The organism is Rugamonas brunnea, from assembly GCF_014042345.1.
Lineage (GTDB): Bacteria > Pseudomonadota > Gammaproteobacteria > Burkholderiales > Burkholderiaceae_D > Rugamonas > Rugamonas brunnea.
This window is the reverse complement of sequence record NZ_JACEZT010000001.1, coordinates 41,371-61,307: the sequence shown is the minus strand read 5'-3', so window position 1 is coordinate 61,307 and position 19,937 is coordinate 41,371. Positions and strand designations below refer to the sequence as shown.

The 19,937-nt window shown below is 65.7% G+C and carries 13 protein-coding genes; 7 read left to right on the top strand and 6 right to left on the bottom strand.

Features of this window, described 5'->3' with window-relative positions; translation table 11 throughout:
• Window positions 1-23: 23 nt before the first annotated feature.
• Genes H3H37_RS00250 through H3H37_RS00240 form a run of 3 tightly spaced genes read left to right on the top strand, consistent with a single transcriptional unit; the run spans window position 24 to window position 5,985 of the window.
• Complete coding sequence (locus H3H37_RS00250) at window positions 24-1,280, top strand: efflux RND transporter periplasmic adaptor subunit (RefSeq protein WP_182158943.1); 1,257 nt, start codon at window positions 24-26, stop codon at window positions 1,278-1,280.
• A gap of 6 nt (window positions 1,281-1,286) precedes the next feature.
• Window positions 1,287-4,469: an efflux RND transporter permease subunit gene (locus H3H37_RS00245; RefSeq protein WP_182158941.1), complete on the top strand. Its 3,183-nt coding sequence runs from the start codon at window positions 1,287-1,289 to the stop codon at window positions 4,467-4,469.
• 1 nt (window position 4,470) lies between these two features.
• The gene (locus H3H37_RS00240; RefSeq protein WP_182158939.1) at window positions 4,471-5,985 is read left to right on the top strand and encodes an efflux transporter outer membrane subunit; all 1,515 of its coding nucleotides are present in this window, start codon (window positions 4,471-4,473) and stop codon (window positions 5,983-5,985) included.
• Window positions 5,986-6,079: 94 nt separating this feature from the next.
• On the opposite strand, the gene H3H37_RS00235 is transcribed toward H3H37_RS00240, so the two are convergent.
• The 5 genes from H3H37_RS00235 to H3H37_RS00215 form a co-directional block, all read right to left on the bottom strand.
• A complete protein-coding gene (locus H3H37_RS00235) occupies window positions 6,080-6,952 on the bottom strand; it encodes a proteasome-type protease (protein WP_182158937.1) in 873 nt (290 codons plus the stop codon).
• 52 nt (window positions 6,953-7,004) lie between these two features.
• Entirely contained in the window at window positions 7,005-7,808 is an 804-nt protein-coding gene (locus H3H37_RS00230; RefSeq protein ID WP_182158935.1) for a transglutaminase family protein, read from the bottom strand.
• A gap of 15 nt (window positions 7,809-7,823) precedes the next feature.
• Window positions 7,824-8,780, bottom strand: coding sequence for an alpha-E domain-containing protein (locus H3H37_RS00225; RefSeq protein ID WP_182158933.1), 957 nt, complete (start codon window positions 8,778-8,780; stop codon window positions 7,824-7,826).
• A gap of 35 nt (window positions 8,781-8,815) precedes the next feature.
• On the bottom strand, window positions 8,816-10,246 hold the full coding sequence (locus H3H37_RS00220; RefSeq protein ID WP_182158931.1) for a circularly permuted type 2 ATP-grasp protein: 1,431 nt from the start codon (window positions 10,244-10,246) through the stop codon (window positions 8,816-8,818).
• A gap of 202 nt (window positions 10,247-10,448) precedes the next feature.
• Entirely contained in the window at window positions 10,449-10,760 is a 312-nt protein-coding gene (locus tag H3H37_RS00215) for a hypothetical protein (RefSeq protein WP_182158929.1), read from the bottom strand.
• Between the two features lie 188 nt (window positions 10,761-10,948).
• On the opposite strand from H3H37_RS00215, the gene ligD reads away from it, so the two are divergent.
• Entirely contained in the window at window positions 10,949-13,606 is a 2,658-nt protein-coding gene (gene ligD / locus H3H37_RS00210) for a DNA ligase D (RefSeq protein WP_182158927.1), read from the top strand.
• Window positions 13,607-13,612: 6 nt separating this feature from the next.
• Here ligD and ku read toward each other — a convergent pair whose 3' ends face one another.
• Window positions 13,613-14,563, bottom strand: a complete 951-nt coding sequence (ku, locus tag H3H37_RS00205; RefSeq protein WP_182158925.1) for a non-homologous end joining protein Ku — start codon at window positions 14,561-14,563, stop codon at window positions 13,613-13,615.
• 186 nt (window positions 14,564-14,749) lie between these two features.
• Between ku and H3H37_RS00200 the strand changes: the two genes are divergently transcribed.
• The 3 genes from H3H37_RS00200 (at window position 14,750) to H3H37_RS00190 (ending at window position 19,895) form a co-directional block, all read left to right on the top strand.
• Complete coding sequence (locus H3H37_RS00200; protein ID WP_182158923.1) at window positions 14,750-15,856, top strand: GGDEF domain-containing protein; 1,107 nt, start codon at window positions 14,750-14,752, stop codon at window positions 15,854-15,856.
• A 266-nt stretch (window positions 15,857-16,122) separates the two neighbouring features.
• Window positions 16,123-17,457, top strand: a complete 1,335-nt coding sequence (locus H3H37_RS00195) for a GGDEF domain-containing protein (RefSeq protein ID WP_311197371.1) — start codon at window positions 16,123-16,125, stop codon at window positions 17,455-17,457.
• A 239-nt stretch (window positions 17,458-17,696) separates the two neighbouring features.
• Complete coding sequence (locus H3H37_RS00190) at window positions 17,697-19,895, top strand: sensor histidine kinase (protein ID WP_182158919.1); 2,199 nt, start codon at window positions 17,697-17,699, stop codon at window positions 19,893-19,895.
• Window positions 19,896-19,937 lie beyond the last annotated feature (42 nt).

Genomic DNA, 19,937 nt, shown 5'->3' with positions numbered 1-19,937 from the left:
TTTTCATAGAAAAAGGAATTAACATGAAAAACGCGAAACATTTGACCGCTGTAGCCCGGCCCCTGGTCGCCGCTATGGCACTGGCGGGGCTGGCCGCGATCGGTCTGACAGGGTGCGATGAAGCAACCGGCAAGCCGGCTGAGGCGCCGGCTGCCGGCGGCCCGCCCATTTCCGCCGCCGTCGTCGTGCAGAAAGCCGTGACGGAAACCCAGGAGTTCTCGGGCCGGCTGGAAGCGGTGGAACGGGTCGAGATCCGCTCGCGCGTGAGCGGCTTCATCACGGCCGTCAATTTCAAGCCGGGCAGCGAAGTCAAACAGGGCGACGTGCTGTTCGTGATCGACCCGCGCCCCTACCAGGCCGAGAAGGACCGCGCCGAGGCGGCCGCCAGTTCGGCCCGCGCCAAGGCCGACCTGGCCAAGCTGGAACTGGTGCGCGCCGAGAAGCTGCTGGCCGATAAAGCCATCGCCCAGCGCGAGTACGATGAAAAAGCCTCAGGCCTGAAAGAGCTGGACGCCAACGCCCGCGCCGCGCAAGCCCAGTACGAGGCGGCCAAGCTGAACCTGAGCTACACCCAGGTGCACGCGCCCATCAACGGCCGCGTGAGCAAGGCCGAGATCACGCTGGGCAACCTGGTCGATGCGTCGGCCGTGCTGACCTCCGTGGTTTCCACCGACCGCATCTACGCCAGCTTCGACGGCGACGAGGACACCTTCCTGCGCGTGGGCGCCATGTCGCACAAGGGCCAGCCAGTGACGGTGAAAGTGGGCCTGGCCAACGAGAGCGGCTTCCCGCATGAGGGCAAGCTGGAGTTCGTCGACAACCAGTTGGACGCGCAAACGGGCAGCGTGCGTATGCGCGCCACCTTCGCCAATGCCGACCGCACGCTGGTGCCGGGCCTGTTCGCCCGCGTCCAGCTGGACGGCGGCGCCGGCGGCAACGGCGGCCAGTCGCAGGCCATCCTGATCAACGAGCGGGCCGTGGGCACGGACCAGAACCGCAAGTTCGTGTTCGTGGTGGGCGCCGACAGCAAGGCTGAATACCGCCCGATCAAGCTGGGCCAGACGGTCGACGGCATGCGCGTGGTGCGCGAGGGCCTGAAACCTGGCGAGAAGATCATCGTCAACGGCCTGCAGCGCGTGCATCCGGGCGCGCCCGTCACGCCACAGGTGGTGGCGATGGACTTCGATCCGCTGGCCGCCAACGTGGCCAAGCCGGAAGCGAAAAAAGCAGACAAGGTAGCCGCCGTCAGCACCGGCGACGCTGCCACCAAGAAGGAATAAGAGACCATGAACATATCGCGTTTTTTCGTCGACAAGCCCATCTTCGCCGGTGTGCTGTCGATCATCATCTTCGTGGCGGGCCTGATCGCCATCCTCAAGCTGCCGATCTCCGAGTATCCGGACGTGGTGCCGCCGTCGGTGGTGGTGCGCGCCCAATACCCGGGCGCCAATCCGAAGATCATCGCTGAAACGGTGGCCGCGCCGCTGGAAGAGCAGATCAACGGCGTGGACAACATGCTCTACATGTCGTCGCAGAACACCTCGGACGGCGCGCTGGCGCTGACCGTCACGTTCAAAATCGGCACCAACGTGGAGCAGGCCGAGACGGCCGTGCAGAACCGCGTGCAGCGCGCCTTGCCGCGCCTGCCCGAGGAAGTGCGCCAGATCGGCGTGACGACCGTGAAGTCGTCGCCCAACCTGACCATGGTGGTCCACCTGCAGTCGCCCAACGGCCGCTACGATGACCTGTACCTGCGCAACTACGCGGTGCTGAACATCAAGGACCAGCTGGCGCGCCTGCCCGGTATGGGCGACGTGCAGTTGTTCGGTTCGGGCGACTACGCCATGCGCATCTGGCTCGACCCGCAGAAAGTGGCCGCGCGCGGCCTGACGGCGGGCGACGTGGTGGCCGCCATCCGCGAGCAGAACGTGCAGGTGGCCGCCGGCGTGATCGGCGCCGGCCCCACCAAGAATGCGGACTTCCAGCTGACGGTCAACACCCAGGGCCGCCTGCAAAGCGAGGAGGAATTCGGCAACATCATCATCAAGACCAATGCCGACGGCGCCGTCACGCAGTTGAAGGACGTGGCCCGCATGGAGCTGGGCTCCAATTCCTACGCGCTGCGCTCGCTGCTGAACAACAATTCGGCGGTGGCCATCCCCATTTTCGAAGCACCGAACGCGAACGCGCTGCAGCTGTCGCATGACGTGCGCGAAACGATGGCTCGCCTGTCGAAAGATTTCCCGGAAGGCGTCACGTACAGCGTTGTATATGACCCGACCCAATTCGTGCGCGAATCGATCCGTGCCGTCATCCACACCCTGGTCGAAGCCGTGATCCTGGTGGCGCTGGTGGTGATCGTGTTCCTGCAAACCTGGCGCGCCTCGGTGATCCCGCTGCTGGCCGTGCCGGTGTCCATCATCGGCACCTTCGCCGTGATGCTGGGCTTCGGCTTCTCGATCAACACGCTGTCGCTGTTCGGCCTCGTGCTGGCCATCGGTATCGTGGTCGATGATGCCATCGTGGTGGTGGAGAACGTGGAGCGCAACATCGCCAACGGCCTGTCGCCGCACGACGCCACCATCCAGGCCATGAAGGAGGTCAGTGGCCCCATCATCGCCATCGCGCTGGTGCTGTGCGCCGTGTTCGTGCCGATCGCCTTCGTGTCCGGCCTGTCGGGCCAGTTCTACAAGCAGTTCGCGCTGACTATCGCCATCTCGACCGTGATCTCGGCATTCAGCTCGCTGACGCTGGCGCCGGCCCTGGCCGCCTCGCTGCTCAAACCGCACGACGCGCCCAAGGACAAGCTGACCCGCGTGATGGACGCCGTGTTCGGCCGCTTCTTCACCTGGTTCAACGGCTTCTTCCACCGCACCTCGGACAGCTACCAGACCGGCGTGACGGCCATCCTCAAGCGCAAGGGCGGTTCGCTGATGGTGTACGCCGTGTTGGCCGTGGCCGCCGGCTTCATGTTCAAGCTGGTGCCGCCGGGCTTCGTGCCGGCCCAGGACAAGCAGTACCTGATCGGCTTCGCCCAGTTGCCGGACGCCGCCTCGCTGGACCGCACCGACGCCGTGATCCGCAAGATGTCGGACATCGCCAAGGACGTGCCGGGCGTGGAAGCATCGGTGGCTTTCCCTGGCCTGTCGATCAACGGCTTCACCAACGCGCCGAACGCCGGTATCGTGTTCACGCCGCTGAAGCCGTTCGAGGAACGCACCAAGCCGAGCGAATCGGCGCAAGCCATCGCGGCCGAGATCAACAAGCGCATGGGCGCAATCGAAGGCGCTTTCGTGATGGTGCTGCCGCCGCCGCCCGTCAACGGGCTGGGCACCACGGGTGGCTTCAAGCTGATGCTGGAAGACCGCGACAACCTGGGCTACGATGAACTGAACAAGGCGGTGCAAGCCGTGCAGATGAAGGCCTGGCAGAACCCCAAGCTGGCCGGCGTGTTCTCCAGCTACCAGATCAACGTGCCGCAGCTGTTCGCGGACGTGGACCGCGTCAAGGCCAAGCAGATGGGCGTGCCGCTGCAAACCATCTACCAGACCTTGCAGATCAACCTCGGCTCGTTGTACGTGAACGACTTCAACCAGTTCGGCCGTACCTACCAGGTGCGGGTGCAGGCGGACGCCAAGTTCCGCTCGCACGCGGAAGACATCGCCCAGCTCAAGGTCCGCAACGACAAGGGCGAGATGATCCCGCTGTCGTCGCTGATGCGCGTCAAGGACAGCTATGGCCCGGACCGGGTGCAGCGCTACAACGGTTACGTGTCGGCCGAGATCAACGGCGGCCCCGCGCCTGGCGTGTCGTCCGGCGAAGCGCAGGCGGAAATGACGAAGATCGTCAACGAAGTGCTGCCGAAGGGGATTCACTACGAGTGGACGGAACTGGTGTACCAGGACATCCTGTCCGGTAACACGATGGTCTATGTGTTCCCGCTGTGCGTGCTGCTGGTGTTCCTGGTGCTGGCCGCCCAGTACGAAAGCTGGACCCTGCCGCTGGCCGTGATCCTGATCGTGCCGATGTCCATCCTGTGCGCGCTGCTGGGTGTGAAGCTGACCCATGGCGACAACAACGTGTTCACCCAGATCGCGCTGTTCGTGCTGGTGGGGCTGGCGTCGAAGAACGCGATCCTGATCGTGGAATTCGCCCGCGAGCTGGAACACCATGGCCGCACCATCGTGCAGGCCGCGCTGGAAGCATGCCGTCTGCGTCTGCGTCCGATTTTGATGACGTCGATCGCCTTCATCATGGGTGTGGTGCCGCTGGTGTTCTCGCACGGCGCCGGCGCCGAGATGCGCCATGCGATGGGTGTGGCGGTGTTCGCCGGCATGCTGGGCGTGACCTTCTTCGGCCTGTTCCTGACGCCTGTGTTCTACGTCCTGCTGCGCATGCTGGCCGTGCGCCTGGAGAAAAAACCCGCCCCGGCCGCAGTCGCCGTGGCGAACATGGAAGGAAGCCATTGATATGAAACCGAATCTGATCGCAAGGGGCGTGGCCCCGCTGGTGGCGGCGCTGCTGCTGACCGCCTGCGCCGCGCCCGAATTCAAACAGCCGCACATGGAAGTGCCAGCCGCGTTCAAGGAAAGCCAGACGCCGGTTGACACGCAGGTGCACACGGCGGCCGATGGCAGCACCTGGAAGCAGGGCCAGCCCGCCGAGCGCCAGCCGCGCGGCGAATGGTGGCTGGCCTTCCACGACACGGCCCTGAATGAGTTGATCGCGGAAGCAACCAAGGCCAACGCCAACCTGGAAGTGGCGGCGGCCCGCGTCAAGCAGGCGCGCGCCATCGCCGGCATCGCCGAGGCAGACCGCATCCCGCAAGTGGGCGTGAACGTGGGCGCCCAGCGCAACCGGGCTTCGGCCCTGTCGCTGGGCCTTCCGGCCGGCACGCCGGTGGCGCCGGGCACGGCCTACTCGGCCAACCTGACGGCCAGCTACGAGGTGGACTTGTTCGGCCGCGTGTCGTCCAATGTGAGCGCGGCGCGTAACGATGCCGCTTCCGTGGAAGCCATGTACCGCTCGGTGCTGCTGGCCGTGCAGGCCGATGTGGCGCAGACCTATTTCCGTCTGCGCGCCACGGACGCCGAACTGGAAACGCTGAACCGCACCGTCAGCCTGCGCGAGGAAAGTGTGAAGGTCAACCAGCGCCGCTTTGACCTGGGCGACATCGGCGAATTCGATCTGTCGCGCGCCAAGACGGAACTGTCAACGGCGCGTGCGGAAGCCATCGGCCTGCAGCGCCAGCGGGTGACGACCGAGCATGCGCTGGCCGTCCTGCTGGGCAAATCGGCCGCCAGCTTTACGGCCGCCGCCAGCCCGCTGCTCGACTCGTCGCTGCTGCCCGTGATCCCGGCCGGCCTGCCTTCGACGCTGCTGGAGCGCCGGCCCGACATCGCCGCAGCCCAGCGCAACATGGAAGCGGCCAACGCCCGCATCGGCGTGGCCCGTTCCGCCATGTTCCCGGCGCTGACCATCAGCGCCAATGGCGGCGGCGCGGCCGGCACCTTCGCCGACGTGTTCAAGTGGAGCAGCCGTTCGTGGATGCTGGGCGCGCTGATGTCGATGCCGCTGATCGACGGTGGCCGCAACAGCGCCAACATCGTGCGCAGCGAGGCGGCGTTGCAGGAATCGGTGGGCAGCTACCGCCAGAGCGTGCTGACCGCGTTCGCGGAGGTGGAAGACAACCTGGCCGGCCTGCGCATCCTGTCGGGCCAGACAGCGCAGATCGACGACGCCGTCGTGTCGGCGCGCCGTTCGGCCGATCTGGCGCAGAAGCTGTACACAGCCGGGCGTTCCAGCTACCTGGATCTGCTGGACGCGCAGCGCAACCTGGCCACGGTCGAGCGCAACGCCGTGCAGTTGCGCGGCAACCAGGCCGTGACGACGGTGGCGTTGATCCGCTCGCTCGGCGGTGGCTGGGATGGCGCCGCGCCCGCCACGGCGCAACTGCCGCAGGCGGCCATGCAGGCGTCCAACTGAAGCTGCAAGCGTAACAAGGGAAAAAGGCAGGGCACCTCAACGGGGCCCTGCCTTTTTGTTTTGCCGGTCTTGCTTGATGCGCGCGGTGATCCGGTTACTGTTGTCCGTCGGAGAATTGCTGCGACAGGGTTTGCAGCGGCGAGCGGGAGGCGGCCGGCGCCACGGCGCCCGGCGGCGTGACCCGCACCGGCTGGCTGCCCGCGTTCGCCGTGTGCAGGACGTTGCCGGCCGTTCCGGAGGCCGCGTTCCAGACTGGCGCGTCCAGCCCTTCGAACACGCTCTTGAGTTGGCGGCCCCAGGTGCTGCGGATCATCTGGAAATATTCGTTGCGCTCGTCGATGGTGACGAAACGGGTCACAGCCAGGCTGTCGGTCTCGTACACCAGCAAGTCCAGCGGCAGGCCGACCGAGATATTCGAGCGCAGCGTGGAATCCATGGAGATCAGGGCGCACTTGGCGGCGTCATCGAGCGAGGTGGCCGGGGTGATCACGCGGTCGATGATGGGCTTGCCGTATTTGGCTTCGCCGATCTGGAAATAGGTGTTCTCGTCGTGCGACTCGATGAAGTTGCCGGCCGAGTAGATCTGGAACAGGCGGCAGCGCTCGCCCTTGATCTGGCCGCCGAAAATGATGCTGACGTTGAATTCGATGCCGAACGAGGCCAGCGACTGCGCGTCGCGCGCATGCACCTGGCGCACGGCCTGGCCCAGGATGCGGGCCGCCTCGTACATATTGGGCGCGGTCCAGATACTGAGCCCGTCGTCGGTGCGCAACTCATTGACGAGTTCGCGTATCGATTGCGAGATCGACAGATTACCTGCGGTCATCATGACCATCACGCGCTCGCCCGGCGCCTCGAACACGCTCATCTTGCGGAACGTGCCGACCTGGTCGACGCCCGCGTTGGTGCGCGAATCCGATAAAAACACCAGCCCGGCGTTCAGCCGCATGGCAGCACAATAAGTCATCGTCGTTTGTTTTGGGTTGAAAGTACGGTCATTTTACACAGCAAGGCACAGATCACTGCTGCATGATCTGGACATCCACGTTCAGCGATTCCGTGCCGCCGCCGCGCCGCACGCCGCGCACCGGCGCCGCGCTGTCGTAGTCGCGGCCCACGGCCAGCCGGCAATAGGCGTCCGTCATCAGGCGCGCGTGGGTGATGTCGATGCTCACCCAGCCGCTGTAATCGCTGTCCTCGGCCCAGGCGTCGACCCAGGCGTGGCTGGCCGCGTGGCCGCTGTTTTCCGGATCGATGTAGCCCGACACATAGCGCGCCGGCACGCCATGGGCATGGCAGCAGGCCAGGAACAGGTGCGCATGGTCCTGGCACACGCCCTGGCCCAGCGCCAGTGCATCGCTGGCCGAGGTGTCGACGGCGGTCGCCCCTTTTTGATACCGGACTGCACCAAAGATGTGCTCGGCCAGCCGCATCAGGTCACGGGTCATCGCCCGGCCTTCCGGCAGGCAGGACGCGGCCAGCGCCAGGATGCCGGGCGTGGCCGCCGTGAGCCGGGTCGGCACGGTGAAGATCAGCGGCGACAGCGTGCCGCCGTGGGCAATGCGGCCACGGTCCGGCGCACTGGTGTCGACCACGCCGTGGGCCACGATGGACAGCGCCTGGTGCGGCGCATTCATCGTCAGCGTGTGCGACAGGTTGCCGTAGGCGTCGGAGTAGGCGTGCAGATGGCCGGGCGTGGCCAGCTGCCAGGACAGCACATGCTGCTGCGCCTCCACCCGCGGCGTCAGGTGCAACTGCTGGATGGTGTAGGCCAGCGGCTGGCTGTAGGTGTAGCGGGTTTCGTGGCGTATGGTCAGTCGCATCGCATTGTCTTCCGTCTAGGCGGCCAGCGGCACCAGGAAATCGCGACTGACCCGGTTGCCCAGTTCGTAGATGTCGGCCAGGAAGCGGGTCAGCGTGTCGTGCAAGCCGTGCGCCAGGATGTCGTCGATCTTGCCGAACTGTAGCTCGGCGCGCAGGCGTCCGGCGAAGCGTTCCGTGTCGGCCGAGACGTCGTTGCGCACCTCGTGCAGGTTCTGCACCACCTCGTCCATGCAGGCAAGCAGGGAACGCGGCATGTCGCCGCGCAGGATCAGTAGTTCCGCGATGCGGGCGGGCGTGATCACGTCGCGGTAGACCTTGCGGTAGATCTCGAAGCCGGACAGCGAGCGCAGCATCGCGCCCCAATAGTAAAAATCGCGCTGGCTCATGCCTTGCTGGGCGTCGGCTACGCCGCCGTGATCGCCGTGGTATTTGACGTCCAGGATGCGCGCCGTGTTGTCGGCTCGCTCCAGGAAGGTGCCGAGGCGGATGAAATGCACGGCCTCGTCGCGCAACATGGTGCCCACGGTCACGCCGCGCGACAGGTGGGAACGGTATTTCACCCATTCGAAGAACTTGCTGGGATCAGTCTCCAGCAGATCGCTCTGGAGGCGGCGCTGCATGTCCAGCCAGGTCTGGTTCTGGATTTCCCAGACTTCCGTCGTCAGGGTGCCGCGCACGGCGCGGGCGTTTTCGCGCGCCTCGGTCAGGCAGGCGACGATGGAAGACGGGTTGGCCGGATCGCGCACCATGAAGTCGATCACCTCGCGGCCTTCGAGCGACTGGTATTTCTGGTCGAACGCCGCCTGCAGCTCCGAAATGCCGAGCAGGGCGCGCCAGCCATGGGCGTTTTCTTCCTCCGATTGCGGCAGCATCGAGGTCTGCACATTCACATCCAGCATGCGCGCGGTGTTTTCGGCGCGCTCGGTGTAGCGGGCCATCCAGAACAAGTGGTCGGCGGTACGGCTCAGCATAGTCTCTCCCTCAATGGTGGCTCAATGCGGTTGGTTCAACGTTCCAGTATCCAGGTATCCTTGGTGCCGCCGCCCTGCGACGAATTGACCACCAGCGAACCTTCCTGCAGCGCGACGCGGGTCAGGCCGCCCGGCACCATGGCGATGGTCTTGCCGGACAGGACGAACGGCCGCAAATCGATGTGGCGCGGCGCGATGCCGTTCTCCACATACGTCGGGCAGGCCGACAGGGCCAGCGTGGGCTGGGCGATATAGCCGTCGGGCCGGGCCAGCAGGCGCTGGCGGAAGTCCTCGATCTGGGCCTTGGTCGACGCCGGGCCAACCAGCATGCCGTAGCCGCCGGCGCCATGCACTTCCTTGACCACCAGCTGCGGCAGGTGGTCCAGGGTGTAGGCCAGATCCTCCTTCTTGCGGCACTGGTAGGTCGGCACATTGTTCAGCACCGGCGCTTCCGACAGGTAGAACTTGATCATGTCCGGCACATAGGGGTAGATCGACTTGTCGTCCGCCACGCCGGTGCCGATGGCGTTGGCCAGCGTCACGCGGCCGGCGCGGTACACCGACAGCAAGCCGGGCACGCCCAGCGAGGAATCGGCGCGGAAGGCCAGCGGATCGAGGAAGTCGTCGTCCAGCCGGCGGTAGATCACATCGACCCGCTTGGGCCCGCGCGTGGTGCGCATGAACACCGTGTTATCGCTGACGAACAAGTCCTTGCCCTCGACCAGCTCCACGCCCATTTGCTGGGCCAGGAAGGCATGCTCGAAGTAGGCCGAGTTGTACATGCCCGGCGTCATCACCACCACGGTGGGATCGTTGATGCCCATGGGGGCGACCGAGCGCAGGTTGTCGAGCAGCAGGTCGGGATAATGGTCGACCGGGGCCACCTTGTTGCGGGCGAACAGCTCGGGGAACAGCCGCATCATCATCTTGCGGTCTTCCAGCATGTAGGACACGCCGGACGGCACCCGCAGGTTATCTTCCAGCACGTAGAACTCGCCCTGGCCGGCACGCACGATATCGACGCCGGCGATGTGGGCGTAAATGTCGGACACCACGTTGATGCCTTGCATCTCGGGCCGGTACTGGGCGTTCTTGTAGATCTGTTCCGCCGGGATGATGCCGGCCTTGACGATGTTCTGCTCGTGGTAGATGTCGTGGATGAACATGTTGAGCGCTTTTACGCGCTGCACCAGTCCGGTTTGCAGTTGCTTCCATTCGGCCGCCGGGATGATGCGCGGGATGGTATCGAAAGGGATCAGCCGCTCGGTGCCGGCATCGTCGCCATAGACGGCGAAGGTGATGCCGACCCGCCTGAACGTGAGATCGGCTTCGGCGCGCTTGCGCTCGATCACGTCGGCCGACTGGCGTTGCAGCCAGCCGCAGAACTCGCGGTAGTGTTCTCGTACATCGGCACTGGCATCGTGCGCCAGGCCGTCAGCGGTCATTTCATTGAAATAGGTAGCCATATCGTACATTCCCTGTTGAGCACGCTTGATTGGTAATCAAGAACTGTGCCAGCGGAAATGCGCGATTTTGGTGCGGTGGTGGGGGAACGGCTGGCGCACCAGCAGCGGGCGCAGGGGCCAACCAGAGGCACGAGGGGAAAGCGGCGAGCGGGACGCGGTCTGTTGGCCGCGTCCCGCTCGCAGGGGGAAGGCTGGGGAAGCCTTATTTGGAAGCGGCAGGTGCGGATGCGGCCGGGGTTTCGGTCTTCGCGGCTTCCTTGTGAGCCTTGGCGTGCTTGGCCTTCTTGTGGGTCTTCACGGGAGCAGGCTTCTCTTCAGTCTTGGCGCTGGCAGCGGTGTCCTTGGCGCTGGCACTTGCGCTGGCGCTGGCGGCAGGCTTGGCGGGCGTCGCAGGCTTGGCTTCCGACTTGACGGCGGCAGGCGTGCTGGCCGTGGTGGCGCTGGCGGCGGGGGCTTGGGCGAAGGCAGCGGTAGCGAACAGGCCGGCGATCAGGGTGGCGATAATCTTGGTCATGATGTGATTCCTTCAGGTGGTTTATACAGCCGGGACAATTCCCGTGTCAGTGAGCAAGAAACGAAGCGCGGGCCGGAGCAGTTGACGGCTTTTACATCCGCTTACAAGCGCGTCCAATTGCTTACAACTTGGGCCCCGTGTGCGCTGGCGTACGATGGACGGGCGCCGGGCGCGCTATCCTGTCTGGCATGGCGGACCCACTGCACCACTACCGATCGAAACGCGACTTCTCCAAAACGCCGGAACCGGCCGACGGCGGGGAGGGCGGGGATGCGCTGTCGTTCGTGGTGCAGAAGCATTGGGCCAGCCACCTGCACTACGATTTCCGCCTGGAGCTCGATGGGGTGCTCAAGAGCTGGGCCGTGCCCAAGGGGCCCAGCTACGATCCCCACGTGAAGCGCATGGCGATCGAAGTGGAAGATCATCCGCTGGCCTATGGCGGCTTCGAGGGCACGATACCGGAGGGGGAATATGGCGCGGGCGAGGTGATCGTCTGGGACCGGGGCAGCTGGCTGCCGCTGGGCGAACCCCATGCGGGCTACGCGAAGGGCCATCTGAGCTTCGAGCTGCATGGCCAAAAATTGCGTGGCAAGTGGGCGCTGGTGCGGATGCGGCGCGGCGAACAGCGCCAGACCGCTTGGCTGCTGATCAAGGAACACGACGACTATGCGCGGCCCGAGAGCGAGTTCGATGTGGTGGAGCAACTGCCCGACAGCGTGCTTGCGCGCCCGTCCGGCCGTGGCGCCAAGCGGGCGGGCCGGGCCGCGCCAGCGGCGTCCAGCCAGGCCAAGGCAGCGCTGTCGGCCGCGTCCGGCCAGGGCAACCCAGCGCTGCCGGACCAGCTTCCCGCCGGTGTCCGCAAGGCGGCGTTGCCGGACAAGCTGGCGCCGCAACTGGCCACGCTGGCGGAGCAGCCGCCCGCCACGGCCGGCGACTGGATCTACGAGACGAAATTCGACGGCTATCGTTTGCTGAGCAGGGTGGATGGCGACGCAGTGCGCCTGACCACGCGCAGCGGCGCGGACTGGACGGCAAAGCTCGGTCCCTTGCACGCAGTCCTGCGGGACATGCATCTGCCGCCCGGCTGGTACGACGGCGAGATCGTCGTGCCCGACGCGCAGGGCCGTCCCGATTTCGGCCTGTTGCAGCAGGCGTTCGATGGCAAGCATACGGCCGACATCATCTACTACCTGTTCGATCTGCCCTACTGTGGCGGCTATGATTTGCGCCATGTGCCGCTGGAACAAAGGCGCGCGTTGCTGGAACACGTGCTGGACGCATGCGGGCCGTCGTCGCGCGTGCGCTTCAGTCCCGCGCTCGATGCGGCGCCAGAGCGGGCGGTGGAGGCCGCGTGCCGTCTTGGGCTGGAAGGCATCATCGGCAAGCGGCGCGACGCTCCCTACGTATCGCACCGCACGCGCGACTGGATCAAACTCAAATGCGGCCAGCGGCAGGAGTTCGTCGTCGGTGGCTACACTGATCCGCAGGGTTCGCGCAGCGGCTTCGGTTCGCTGCTGCTGGGCGTGTACGACGAGCACGGACGGCTGCATTACGCGGGCAACGTCGGCACGGGCTTCGATGCCGCCGAGCTGAAGACGCTATCGGCGCGCATGCGCAAGCTGGCGGTGGACGACAGTCCGTTCGATGACGCCGGGCGCGTCGCGGGGCGGCCCCATTGGCTGCGGCCGGAACTGGTGGCCGAAGTGAGTTTCGGCGAATGGACGCGCGACGGTTCGCTGCGCCATTCGGTATTCCACGGCCTGCGCGAGGACAAGCCAGCGCGCGCCATCCGGCGCGAGGACGTGCGGCGGCCGGCCCCGGGCCATGACGATGATGCTGACCCAGGCGGCGCCAATGTCCGTGGCGGTGGCCGTGCCAGCGCCGGCGCCAGCGCGAGCGCGCGCATGGCGCCGCCCGATCCGCCCGCCGTGGCCAGCAAGTTGCCGGCGCGGCTGCACGTGACCCATCCCGACCGTGTGGTGGACCGGCTGAGTGGCACCACCAAGCTGGCGCTGGTGCGCTATTACGCGCAGGTCGCCGTGCTGATGCAGCCTCACCTCAAGGAGCGTCCGGTGGCGCTGCTGCGCGCGCCGGACGGCGTGGAAGGCGAATTGTTCTTCCAGAAGCACGCGGGCGGCCGCATGGCGGGCGTGCGTGAGCTGGATCAGGCGCTGGACCCCGATCACCCGCCCATGCTGACCATCGACGGCGCGGCGGGCCTGCTGTCGGCGGCGCAGTGGAACGTGGTGGAGATCCACACCCAGAACGCATTGGCGCGCACGTATGACCATCCCAACCGGCTGGTGTTCGACCTTGATCCGGGGCAGGGCGTGACGTGGCCGCAGGTGCGCGAGGCGGCGCTGCTGGTGCGCAGCATGCTCGATGAGCTGGAATTGCCGGCCTTTCTCAAGACCAGCGGCGGCAAGGGCTTGCACCTGGTGGTGCCGCTGCGTCCCCATTATGGCTGGGACGACGTGAAAGGCTTCTCGCAAGCCGTCGTGGCGCATATTGCGCGCCTGATTCCTGAGCGCTTCTCGGCCAAGAGCGGGCCGCGCAACCGGGTCGGCCGCATTTACATCGATTATCTGCGCAATGGGCGCGGCGCCACCACTGTGTGCGCGTGGTCCGCGCGCGCGCGACCGGGGCTGGGGATTTCCGTGCCGGTGGAATGGGATGAACTGGAGCGGCTCGATGGCGGCGACCACTGGACCGTGCGCACGATAGAGCAGCGGCTTGATGTGGGCAATGCGCCGTGGAAGGACTACGCGCGCAGCGCACGTGGCCTTGCTGGTCCGATGCGCCGCTTGGGCTATGCGCCGGATGGCACCGGTGAGGCGGAGGACTGAGCCAGGTTAAGCCCTGCGCGCGCCTGAAGTGCTGGACGTGGCGCGCTTGGCGGGCGACTTGCGGGCGCCGCTGTCGCTCTTACTGTGTTGGCTGGTCCTGCTTGTGCTGCCAGACCGGCGGACGTGGCTGGTTTCCTGTTTTCCCTTGTCCTGCTTGCCGCCGCCATCGTGGCCGCGCAGGCTGCGTTGAAGCAGCTCCACGAGGTCCACCACATTGCTGGCGCCCGGTTCGCGCGTTTCGCGGGACGGTTTGGTGATGGCGTGGGTCTTGCCCGCCTTGACCTTCTTCTCGATCAGCGCCATCAGGTCGTCGCGATAGCTGTCGTGGTATTGCTGCGGGCGCCACGGCTCGGCCATGCCTTCCACCAGCTCCAGCGCCATCGACAACTCTTTCGGCTTGAGTTCGCCGGTGCGCGTGGACGGCAGATCGAGGTCGTCCGTATCGAGGATCTCGGCCGGGTAGCGCAACGTGTTGAGCACGATGGCGTCATCGAGGCAGATCAGCGCGCACAGATGCTGGCGGGTACGGATCACCACGGTGGCCACACCCACCTTGCCGGATTTGCGCAGCGTTTCGCGCAGCAGCGCGTAGACGCGGGCGCCGCCGCGCGTGGGCGACAGGTAGTAGGCCTGCTCGTAGTAGGTGAGGGGAATCTCCTCGGCGGCGGCGAACGACAGGATGTCGATTGTCTGCGTGGCCGCCACGTTGGCCTGGCGCAGGTCCTCGTCCGTCAGCACCACGTAGCTGTCTTCCTCGTATTCGTAACCTTTGACGATGTCGTCCCACGTCACTTCCTCGCCGGTGCGCTTGTTGTAGCGGCGGTAGCCCACGGGCGAGAAGTCGCGCCGGTCCAGCATGGTCAGGTTCAGTTCGTCCGGGCGCACGGCCGTGTGCAGTTCGACCGGGATGTGCACCAGTCCGAAGCTGATCGCGCCTTTCCATAATGCACGTGCCATGACGCTGTCCTCCCTACCCGCATCATGCCGGTGGCGGCGGCAAGGGGCCGTGCGCTGCTTCACACAATGGCCTGTTTTTGCCATTGCGTGACAATTGGATAGAATTAAGATGGCCTGACTGGCTCACAATTTGAAAGCAACACTTGGTTATCCAGTTGTAGCCGCTTTTGCAATAAAAGATGCGACATGGAACAGATCGGCCCCGATAATGCCGCGCTGCCACAGCGCCAGATTCGCGACAAATTCGTCGACCGGATGTGGTTGTGCGTGTGCAGCTACTGCGTGGTGGTGATACCGATCGTGATATGGCGCGAGTTGACGCTCGGTGGCGGCATGGCCCGGGTGGCGCCCGTTACCGCGCTGTCCGTGCTGGCCATCGCCGTCACCCCGGTCCGGAATAGGTTGCCGCAGGTGGTGCGACTGGGCATGCCGCCGGCCCTGCTGGCGCTGGGCGGGCTGGCCGGGCTCTATTCCTATGGTTTGCAAGGCAGCGGCATGATCGCGGTGATCTTCGGCAGCGTGTGCGCGATCACCGTCGCCCCGCTGCGGGTGGGCGTGGCGGCGCTGTCGCTGATCTGGCTGGCTGTGATCGTAATCGCCCTTTGCTACATGCGGGGCGTGCTGCAGGCGCCATTCGGGGTCGAGTTCGCCAGCAGCGCCGTCAACTGGGTCGGCACCACCACCACCACGGTGCTGTTGACGGTCTATCTGTCCGCCGCCATCGCCGACTACCAGCGCTCGACCGGGTTGTTGCTGCACAAGGTGGAGCGCCAGCGCGACCAGATCGCGGCGCTGGCCAACCATGATGCGCTGACGGGCCTGCCGTCGTTGCGACTGGCGCGCGACCGGCTGGAAATGGCTTGCAGTCACGCCTTGCGCACCCACACCCGGGTCGCCGTGCTGTTCATCGACCTCGACGGCTTCAAGTGCGCCAATGACAGCCACGGCCACCTGGCCGGCGACCTGGCGCTGCGCACCGTGGCCCAGCGCCTGATGGACGCCGTGCGCACGACCGATACGGCGGCTCGCATCGGCGGCGATGAATTCCTCGTGATCCTGAACGGGGTGGAGGCGGAGGCGGTCGCCATCCGCACGGCGCAGAAGATCATCGCCGCCATCGCCGAACCCATCCTTTATCAGGACCGGCGCCTGCGCATCGGCGCCAGCGTGGGCATTTCCTTCTTCCCGGACCATGGCCAGACCAGCGATATGCTGCTCGACCATGCGGACCAGGCCATGTACCGTGTCAAGCGCACCGGCAAGAACGATTACGCCGTGTTCCGTGACGCCTGAGGGGGCGGACCTGATAAATAGTATGAGTCTGTGTTACAAATAATATTGCTAATTATGAACTTTATGGCACACTAATAGAATAGCAATTCTTATAAATACAATGATAGTGGGGAGCATGCGTGATGGCTGATCTTGATAGCCGCAAGGACATAGTTGGGGTGTTTTTAACCACAACCGGCGAGCGGCGCGCCGAATTCCAGGCTTGCTGCGGCGAGCAATTCTCGCGGTTATTGCTTGTGGATAATATCGACGCAGCCACTGTTGCGGTGGGACGACAAAAAGTCGACCTGCTGGTGCTGGACCTGAGCGGTTTTTCCAGCATGGGCGAGATGGCCGGCATTGGCGCCCTGATCCGCAGCCGCGCCGGCGCGCCCACCTTGCTGCTGTGCCCATATGTGAGCAGCGCGTGGATACCGGAACTGATGGCCTGCGGCCCGCTGCAATACCGCATCTGCCCCATGCTGAACGATGAATTGCAGATGGCGGTGGAACAATGCCTGTCCACCTCGGTCAACCCGGCCGCCGCGGCCCAGCAGACCCTGCTCGACAAGGAAAAGGAATTGCGCGACCTGCTGACCATCCAGCGCAGCCTGCAACGGGCGCTGAGCAGCGTGGACGATATTGCCACCATGTCGGCCCAGGTTTGCCTGGCCCTGTGCAGCTTCCCCGGCGTGCGCCACACGGCCCTGCTGCACATGAAGGAGCGCGGTGATTTGCAACTGGTGGCGCAGGAGTCGCGCAACCACCTGGACCTGAGCCGCTTGCTGGAGCGGCGCGACCGCTTGCTGCAGGTGCCGCTGAGCGACATCTTCCCGCCGTTGCTGGCCGTAAGCGGCGGCGAACTGGTGCTGCTGGACGCGCCGGAAAAGGCCGGCGACCCGGAGCTGGCGCTTAGCCTGCACGACCGCGAGGTGCGCATGGTGCTGGCGCTGCCGCTGCGCAGCGAGGCGGGCGGCCCGGTGCAGGGTTCCGTCTGTCTGATGTTCGACCGCCACATCCAGTTCTCGCGCGAGCAGTTCGCCTGCTTCACCAGCCTGGCGCAGTTCATCAGCTTCGGCCTCGGCATGAGCGAGCTCAAACACCAGAATGACGCGCTGGCCGGCCAGCTGCTGCAAATCAGCACCATCGACGCGCTGACGGGCGCCGTCAACCGCCGCCGCGGCGAGGATATCCTGGAGACGGAAATCCGGCGCGCGCGCCGCTACGCCTTGCCGCTAGCCCTGATCACTTTCGACATCGACAACTTCCGCTCCGTCAACGATTTATATGGTTACCCGATCGGCGACCAGGCACTGCGCATTGTGGCCGAAACGGTGCAGGCGCGCCTGCGCGGCTCCGATACGCTGGCCCGCATGCGGGGCGAGGAATTCATGGTGGTGGCCACCCACACCTGCGCCATCGACGCGCTCAAGCTGGCCGAAAAGCTGCGCGAGACCATCGCCGAGACTACGCTGCCGGGTTGCGAAATGGTCACCATCAGCCTGGCCGTGGCCCAGGTGGGGCTGGACGAGGGCGCCATCTCCGTGCTCGACCGGCTCGACGCGGCCCTGCACCGCGCCAAGCGCGCCGGGCGCAACTGCGTGGAACTGGCGATGCAGTGAGGCCGGCCCATCCGACCGTGGTCCCCGCGAAGGAGGGAATCCAGGCAGTGCCTGAATTCCCTCCATGCGCCACCAGCGGCGCATGGATACCCGCTTTCTTGGATATGTCGTGTTCACCCACAGCCTGACAAATAATTCCTTTGAGCAACTAATTGTTGCGCTCGACCGGCGTTCGCCCCTATGATGGGACCGTGCGCGAGATGATTTTCTTGCTGTTTATATAATCCGGGGTTCTTACGATGGTGCGCAAGTGGGTCAGCCGTACCGGACGCGCGTCGATCGCGTGGTTCGTCAGCGTGGCGATGACGGCCGTGGTGACGGTGGTGCTGGCGGCGTTCGCCTGGTATTTCTACCAGGAAGAGAAGGAGCAGCGCCGCGAGCAGTTGCACCAGACGGTCGCCACCAGCGCCGACGAACTGTCGGCCGCCGTGGCGCTGCCGGCCTGGAACTTCGACGAGAACCAGATCCTCACCATCATGAAAAGCGGTTTGAGCAACCGCGACCTGTACGCCAGCGCCGTGGCGCCGGTGGCCACCAGCCATCCCTACATCCTGCTGCGCGGACCGGACGGCCAGTTGCGGGCGGCCGAGAGCTTGCCGGCCCAGCCCGACCAACTGGTGGAAACGCGCCCCATCACGGCCAATGGCCAGAATATCGGCACCATCAGCGTGTACGCCACGCCGGCGCTGATGCTGGAGCAATTGCGCCAGCGCCTGATCACCATCATCGGCATGATCGTGGTGCTGGACGCCACGCTCGTGTTCAGCCTGTACCTGCTGCTGTGGCATCTCATCCTCAAGCCCTTGAGCTCGATCGGCCGCTACGCCGTCAACGTCAAGGCCGGCATGAACCCGGGTGCGGCCCCGCCCAGCGACTGGTTCTTCGGTGAACTCGACACCCTGAACGCGGCCATCCGCGACATGGTGGCGCTGCTGGAGCGCCGCTACGTGGCCATGCACGCCTCGGAGGAACGGCTGCAGATCGCCAGCAGCGCGGCCGCCATCGGCATCTGGGACTGGAATATCCTGACTGGCGACGTGGTGTGGGACGAACAGATGTTCCGCCTGCACGGCATGGAGGGCGGCAAGGGTGGACGCGACATGGCCCAGTGGGTGGCCATGCTCCATCCGGACGACGCGCTGCCGGTGCAGGCGCTGCTGGACCAGGCCTTGCAGGGCAACGGCGAATTCGACGCCGAGTTCCGCATCGTCTGGCCCGACGGCAGCGTGCACCACATCAAGGGCGACGCCATGATCTTCCGCGACAGCGAAGGGCGGCCGGCGCGCATGGTGGGCGTCAACTACGACATCACGGCACACAAGGTGGCCCAGCAGGAGCTGCGGCGCCACCGCATCCACCTGGAGGAACTGGTGGCCGAGCGCACCGAGGCGCTGTCGGTGGCCGTGCTGCAGGCGCAGGCGGCCAACCAGGCCAAGAGCATCTTCCTGGCCAATATGAGCCACGAGCTGCGCACGCCGCTCCATTCCGTGATCGGCTTCTCGCGCCTGATGGCCGATTCCAAGCACATGCTGCCCGAGGAGAAGCGCAACCTGGCCATCATCCACCGCTCCGGCCAGCATTTGCTCAAGTTGATCAACGACATCCTGGAACTGTCCAAGATCGAGGCCGGCCGCGCCGTGCTGCAAACGGAGGTGCTCAATCCGCAGGAGATGCTGCAGGAGGTGATGGACATGGTCAGCATGCGGGCCGGCCAGAGCGGCGTGGCGCTGGTGCTCGACAGCGCGGGCCTGCCGGCGGCGGCCCGTGTGGACGGCACCAAGCTGCGCCAGGTGCTGCTGAACCTGATGTCGAACGCCGTCAAGTTCACCACGCGCGGCAAGGTCACGCTGCGCGCGCGCGGGGTGGCGCGCGGCGAGCACTGCGAGCTCAGTTTCGCCGTGATCGACACCGGGCCGGGCATCGCGGAGGCGGACCAGGTCCGCATCTTCGAACCGTTCGTCCAGGCCGACGGCCCCGGCGCCAAGGAAGGGACGGGCCTGGGCCTGACCATTTCGCGCGAATTCGTGCAACTGATGGGCGGCACCCTGACGGTGCAGTCGGCGCCGGGCGCGGGCGCCACCTTCCAGTTCACGGTGACGACTGAACTGGCCAGCGCGGCCGCGCTGCCGGCGCCCGGCGGTGCCGACGGGGTGGCGGAAGCCCCGCAGGAGCGCCATATCGTGGTGCTGGACGAGAGCGACGATGGCCGCGCGCCGCTGTCGCGCGCCGACGTGGCCTGCCTGTCGCCGCAGTTGCGGGCCACGCTGCGCTCCGCCGTGCAGGAACTGAACCTGGTGCGGGTGGCGCAGTTGCTGCGGCCGTTGGCGCGCGAGCAGGGGGCCGTGGTCGAGCGGATCGAGCACATGGTAAGCCAGCACCAGTATCCGCAATTGTGCGCGCTGCTGGAGGATGATGACGAGGCGCTGGCGCCGCGCTGAACGGCGTGCCGCAGGCCGGCAACGCCGTGGTATATGATAGGG

Coding starts and splice junctions, on each gene's coding strand:
- H3H37_RS00250 (WP_182158943.1), top strand. CDS start 24: ATGAAAAACGCGAAACATTTGACCGCTGTAGCCCGGCCCCTGGTCGCC.
- H3H37_RS00245 (WP_182158941.1), top strand. CDS start 1,287: ATGAACATATCGCGTTTTTTCGTCGACAAGCCCATCTTCGCCGGTGTG.
- H3H37_RS00240 (WP_182158939.1), top strand. CDS start 4,471: ATGAAACCGAATCTGATCGCAAGGGGCGTGGCCCCGCTGGTGGCGGCG.
- H3H37_RS00235 (WP_182158937.1), bottom strand. CDS start 6,952: ATGACTTATTGTGCTGCCATGCGGCTGAACGCCGGGCTGGTGTTTTTA.
- H3H37_RS00230 (WP_182158935.1), bottom strand. CDS start 7,808: ATGCGACTGACCATACGCCACGAAACCCGCTACACCTACAGCCAGCCG.
- H3H37_RS00225 (WP_182158933.1), bottom strand. CDS start 8,780: ATGCTGAGCCGTACCGCCGACCACTTGTTCTGGATGGCCCGCTACACC.
- H3H37_RS00220 (WP_182158931.1), bottom strand. CDS start 10,246: ATGGCTACCTATTTCAATGAAATGACCGCTGACGGCCTGGCGCACGAT.
- H3H37_RS00215 (WP_182158929.1), bottom strand. CDS start 10,760: ATGACCAAGATTATCGCCACCCTGATCGCCGGCCTGTTCGCTACCGCT.
- ligD (WP_182158927.1), top strand. CDS start 10,949: ATGGCGGACCCACTGCACCACTACCGATCGAAACGCGACTTCTCCAAA.
- ku (WP_182158925.1), bottom strand. CDS start 14,563: ATGGCACGTGCATTATGGAAAGGCGCGATCAGCTTCGGACTGGTGCAC.
- H3H37_RS00200 (WP_182158923.1), top strand. CDS start 14,750: ATGGAACAGATCGGCCCCGATAATGCCGCGCTGCCACAGCGCCAGATT.
- H3H37_RS00190 (WP_182158919.1), top strand. CDS start 17,697: ATGGTGCGCAAGTGGGTCAGCCGTACCGGACGCGCGTCGATCGCGTGG.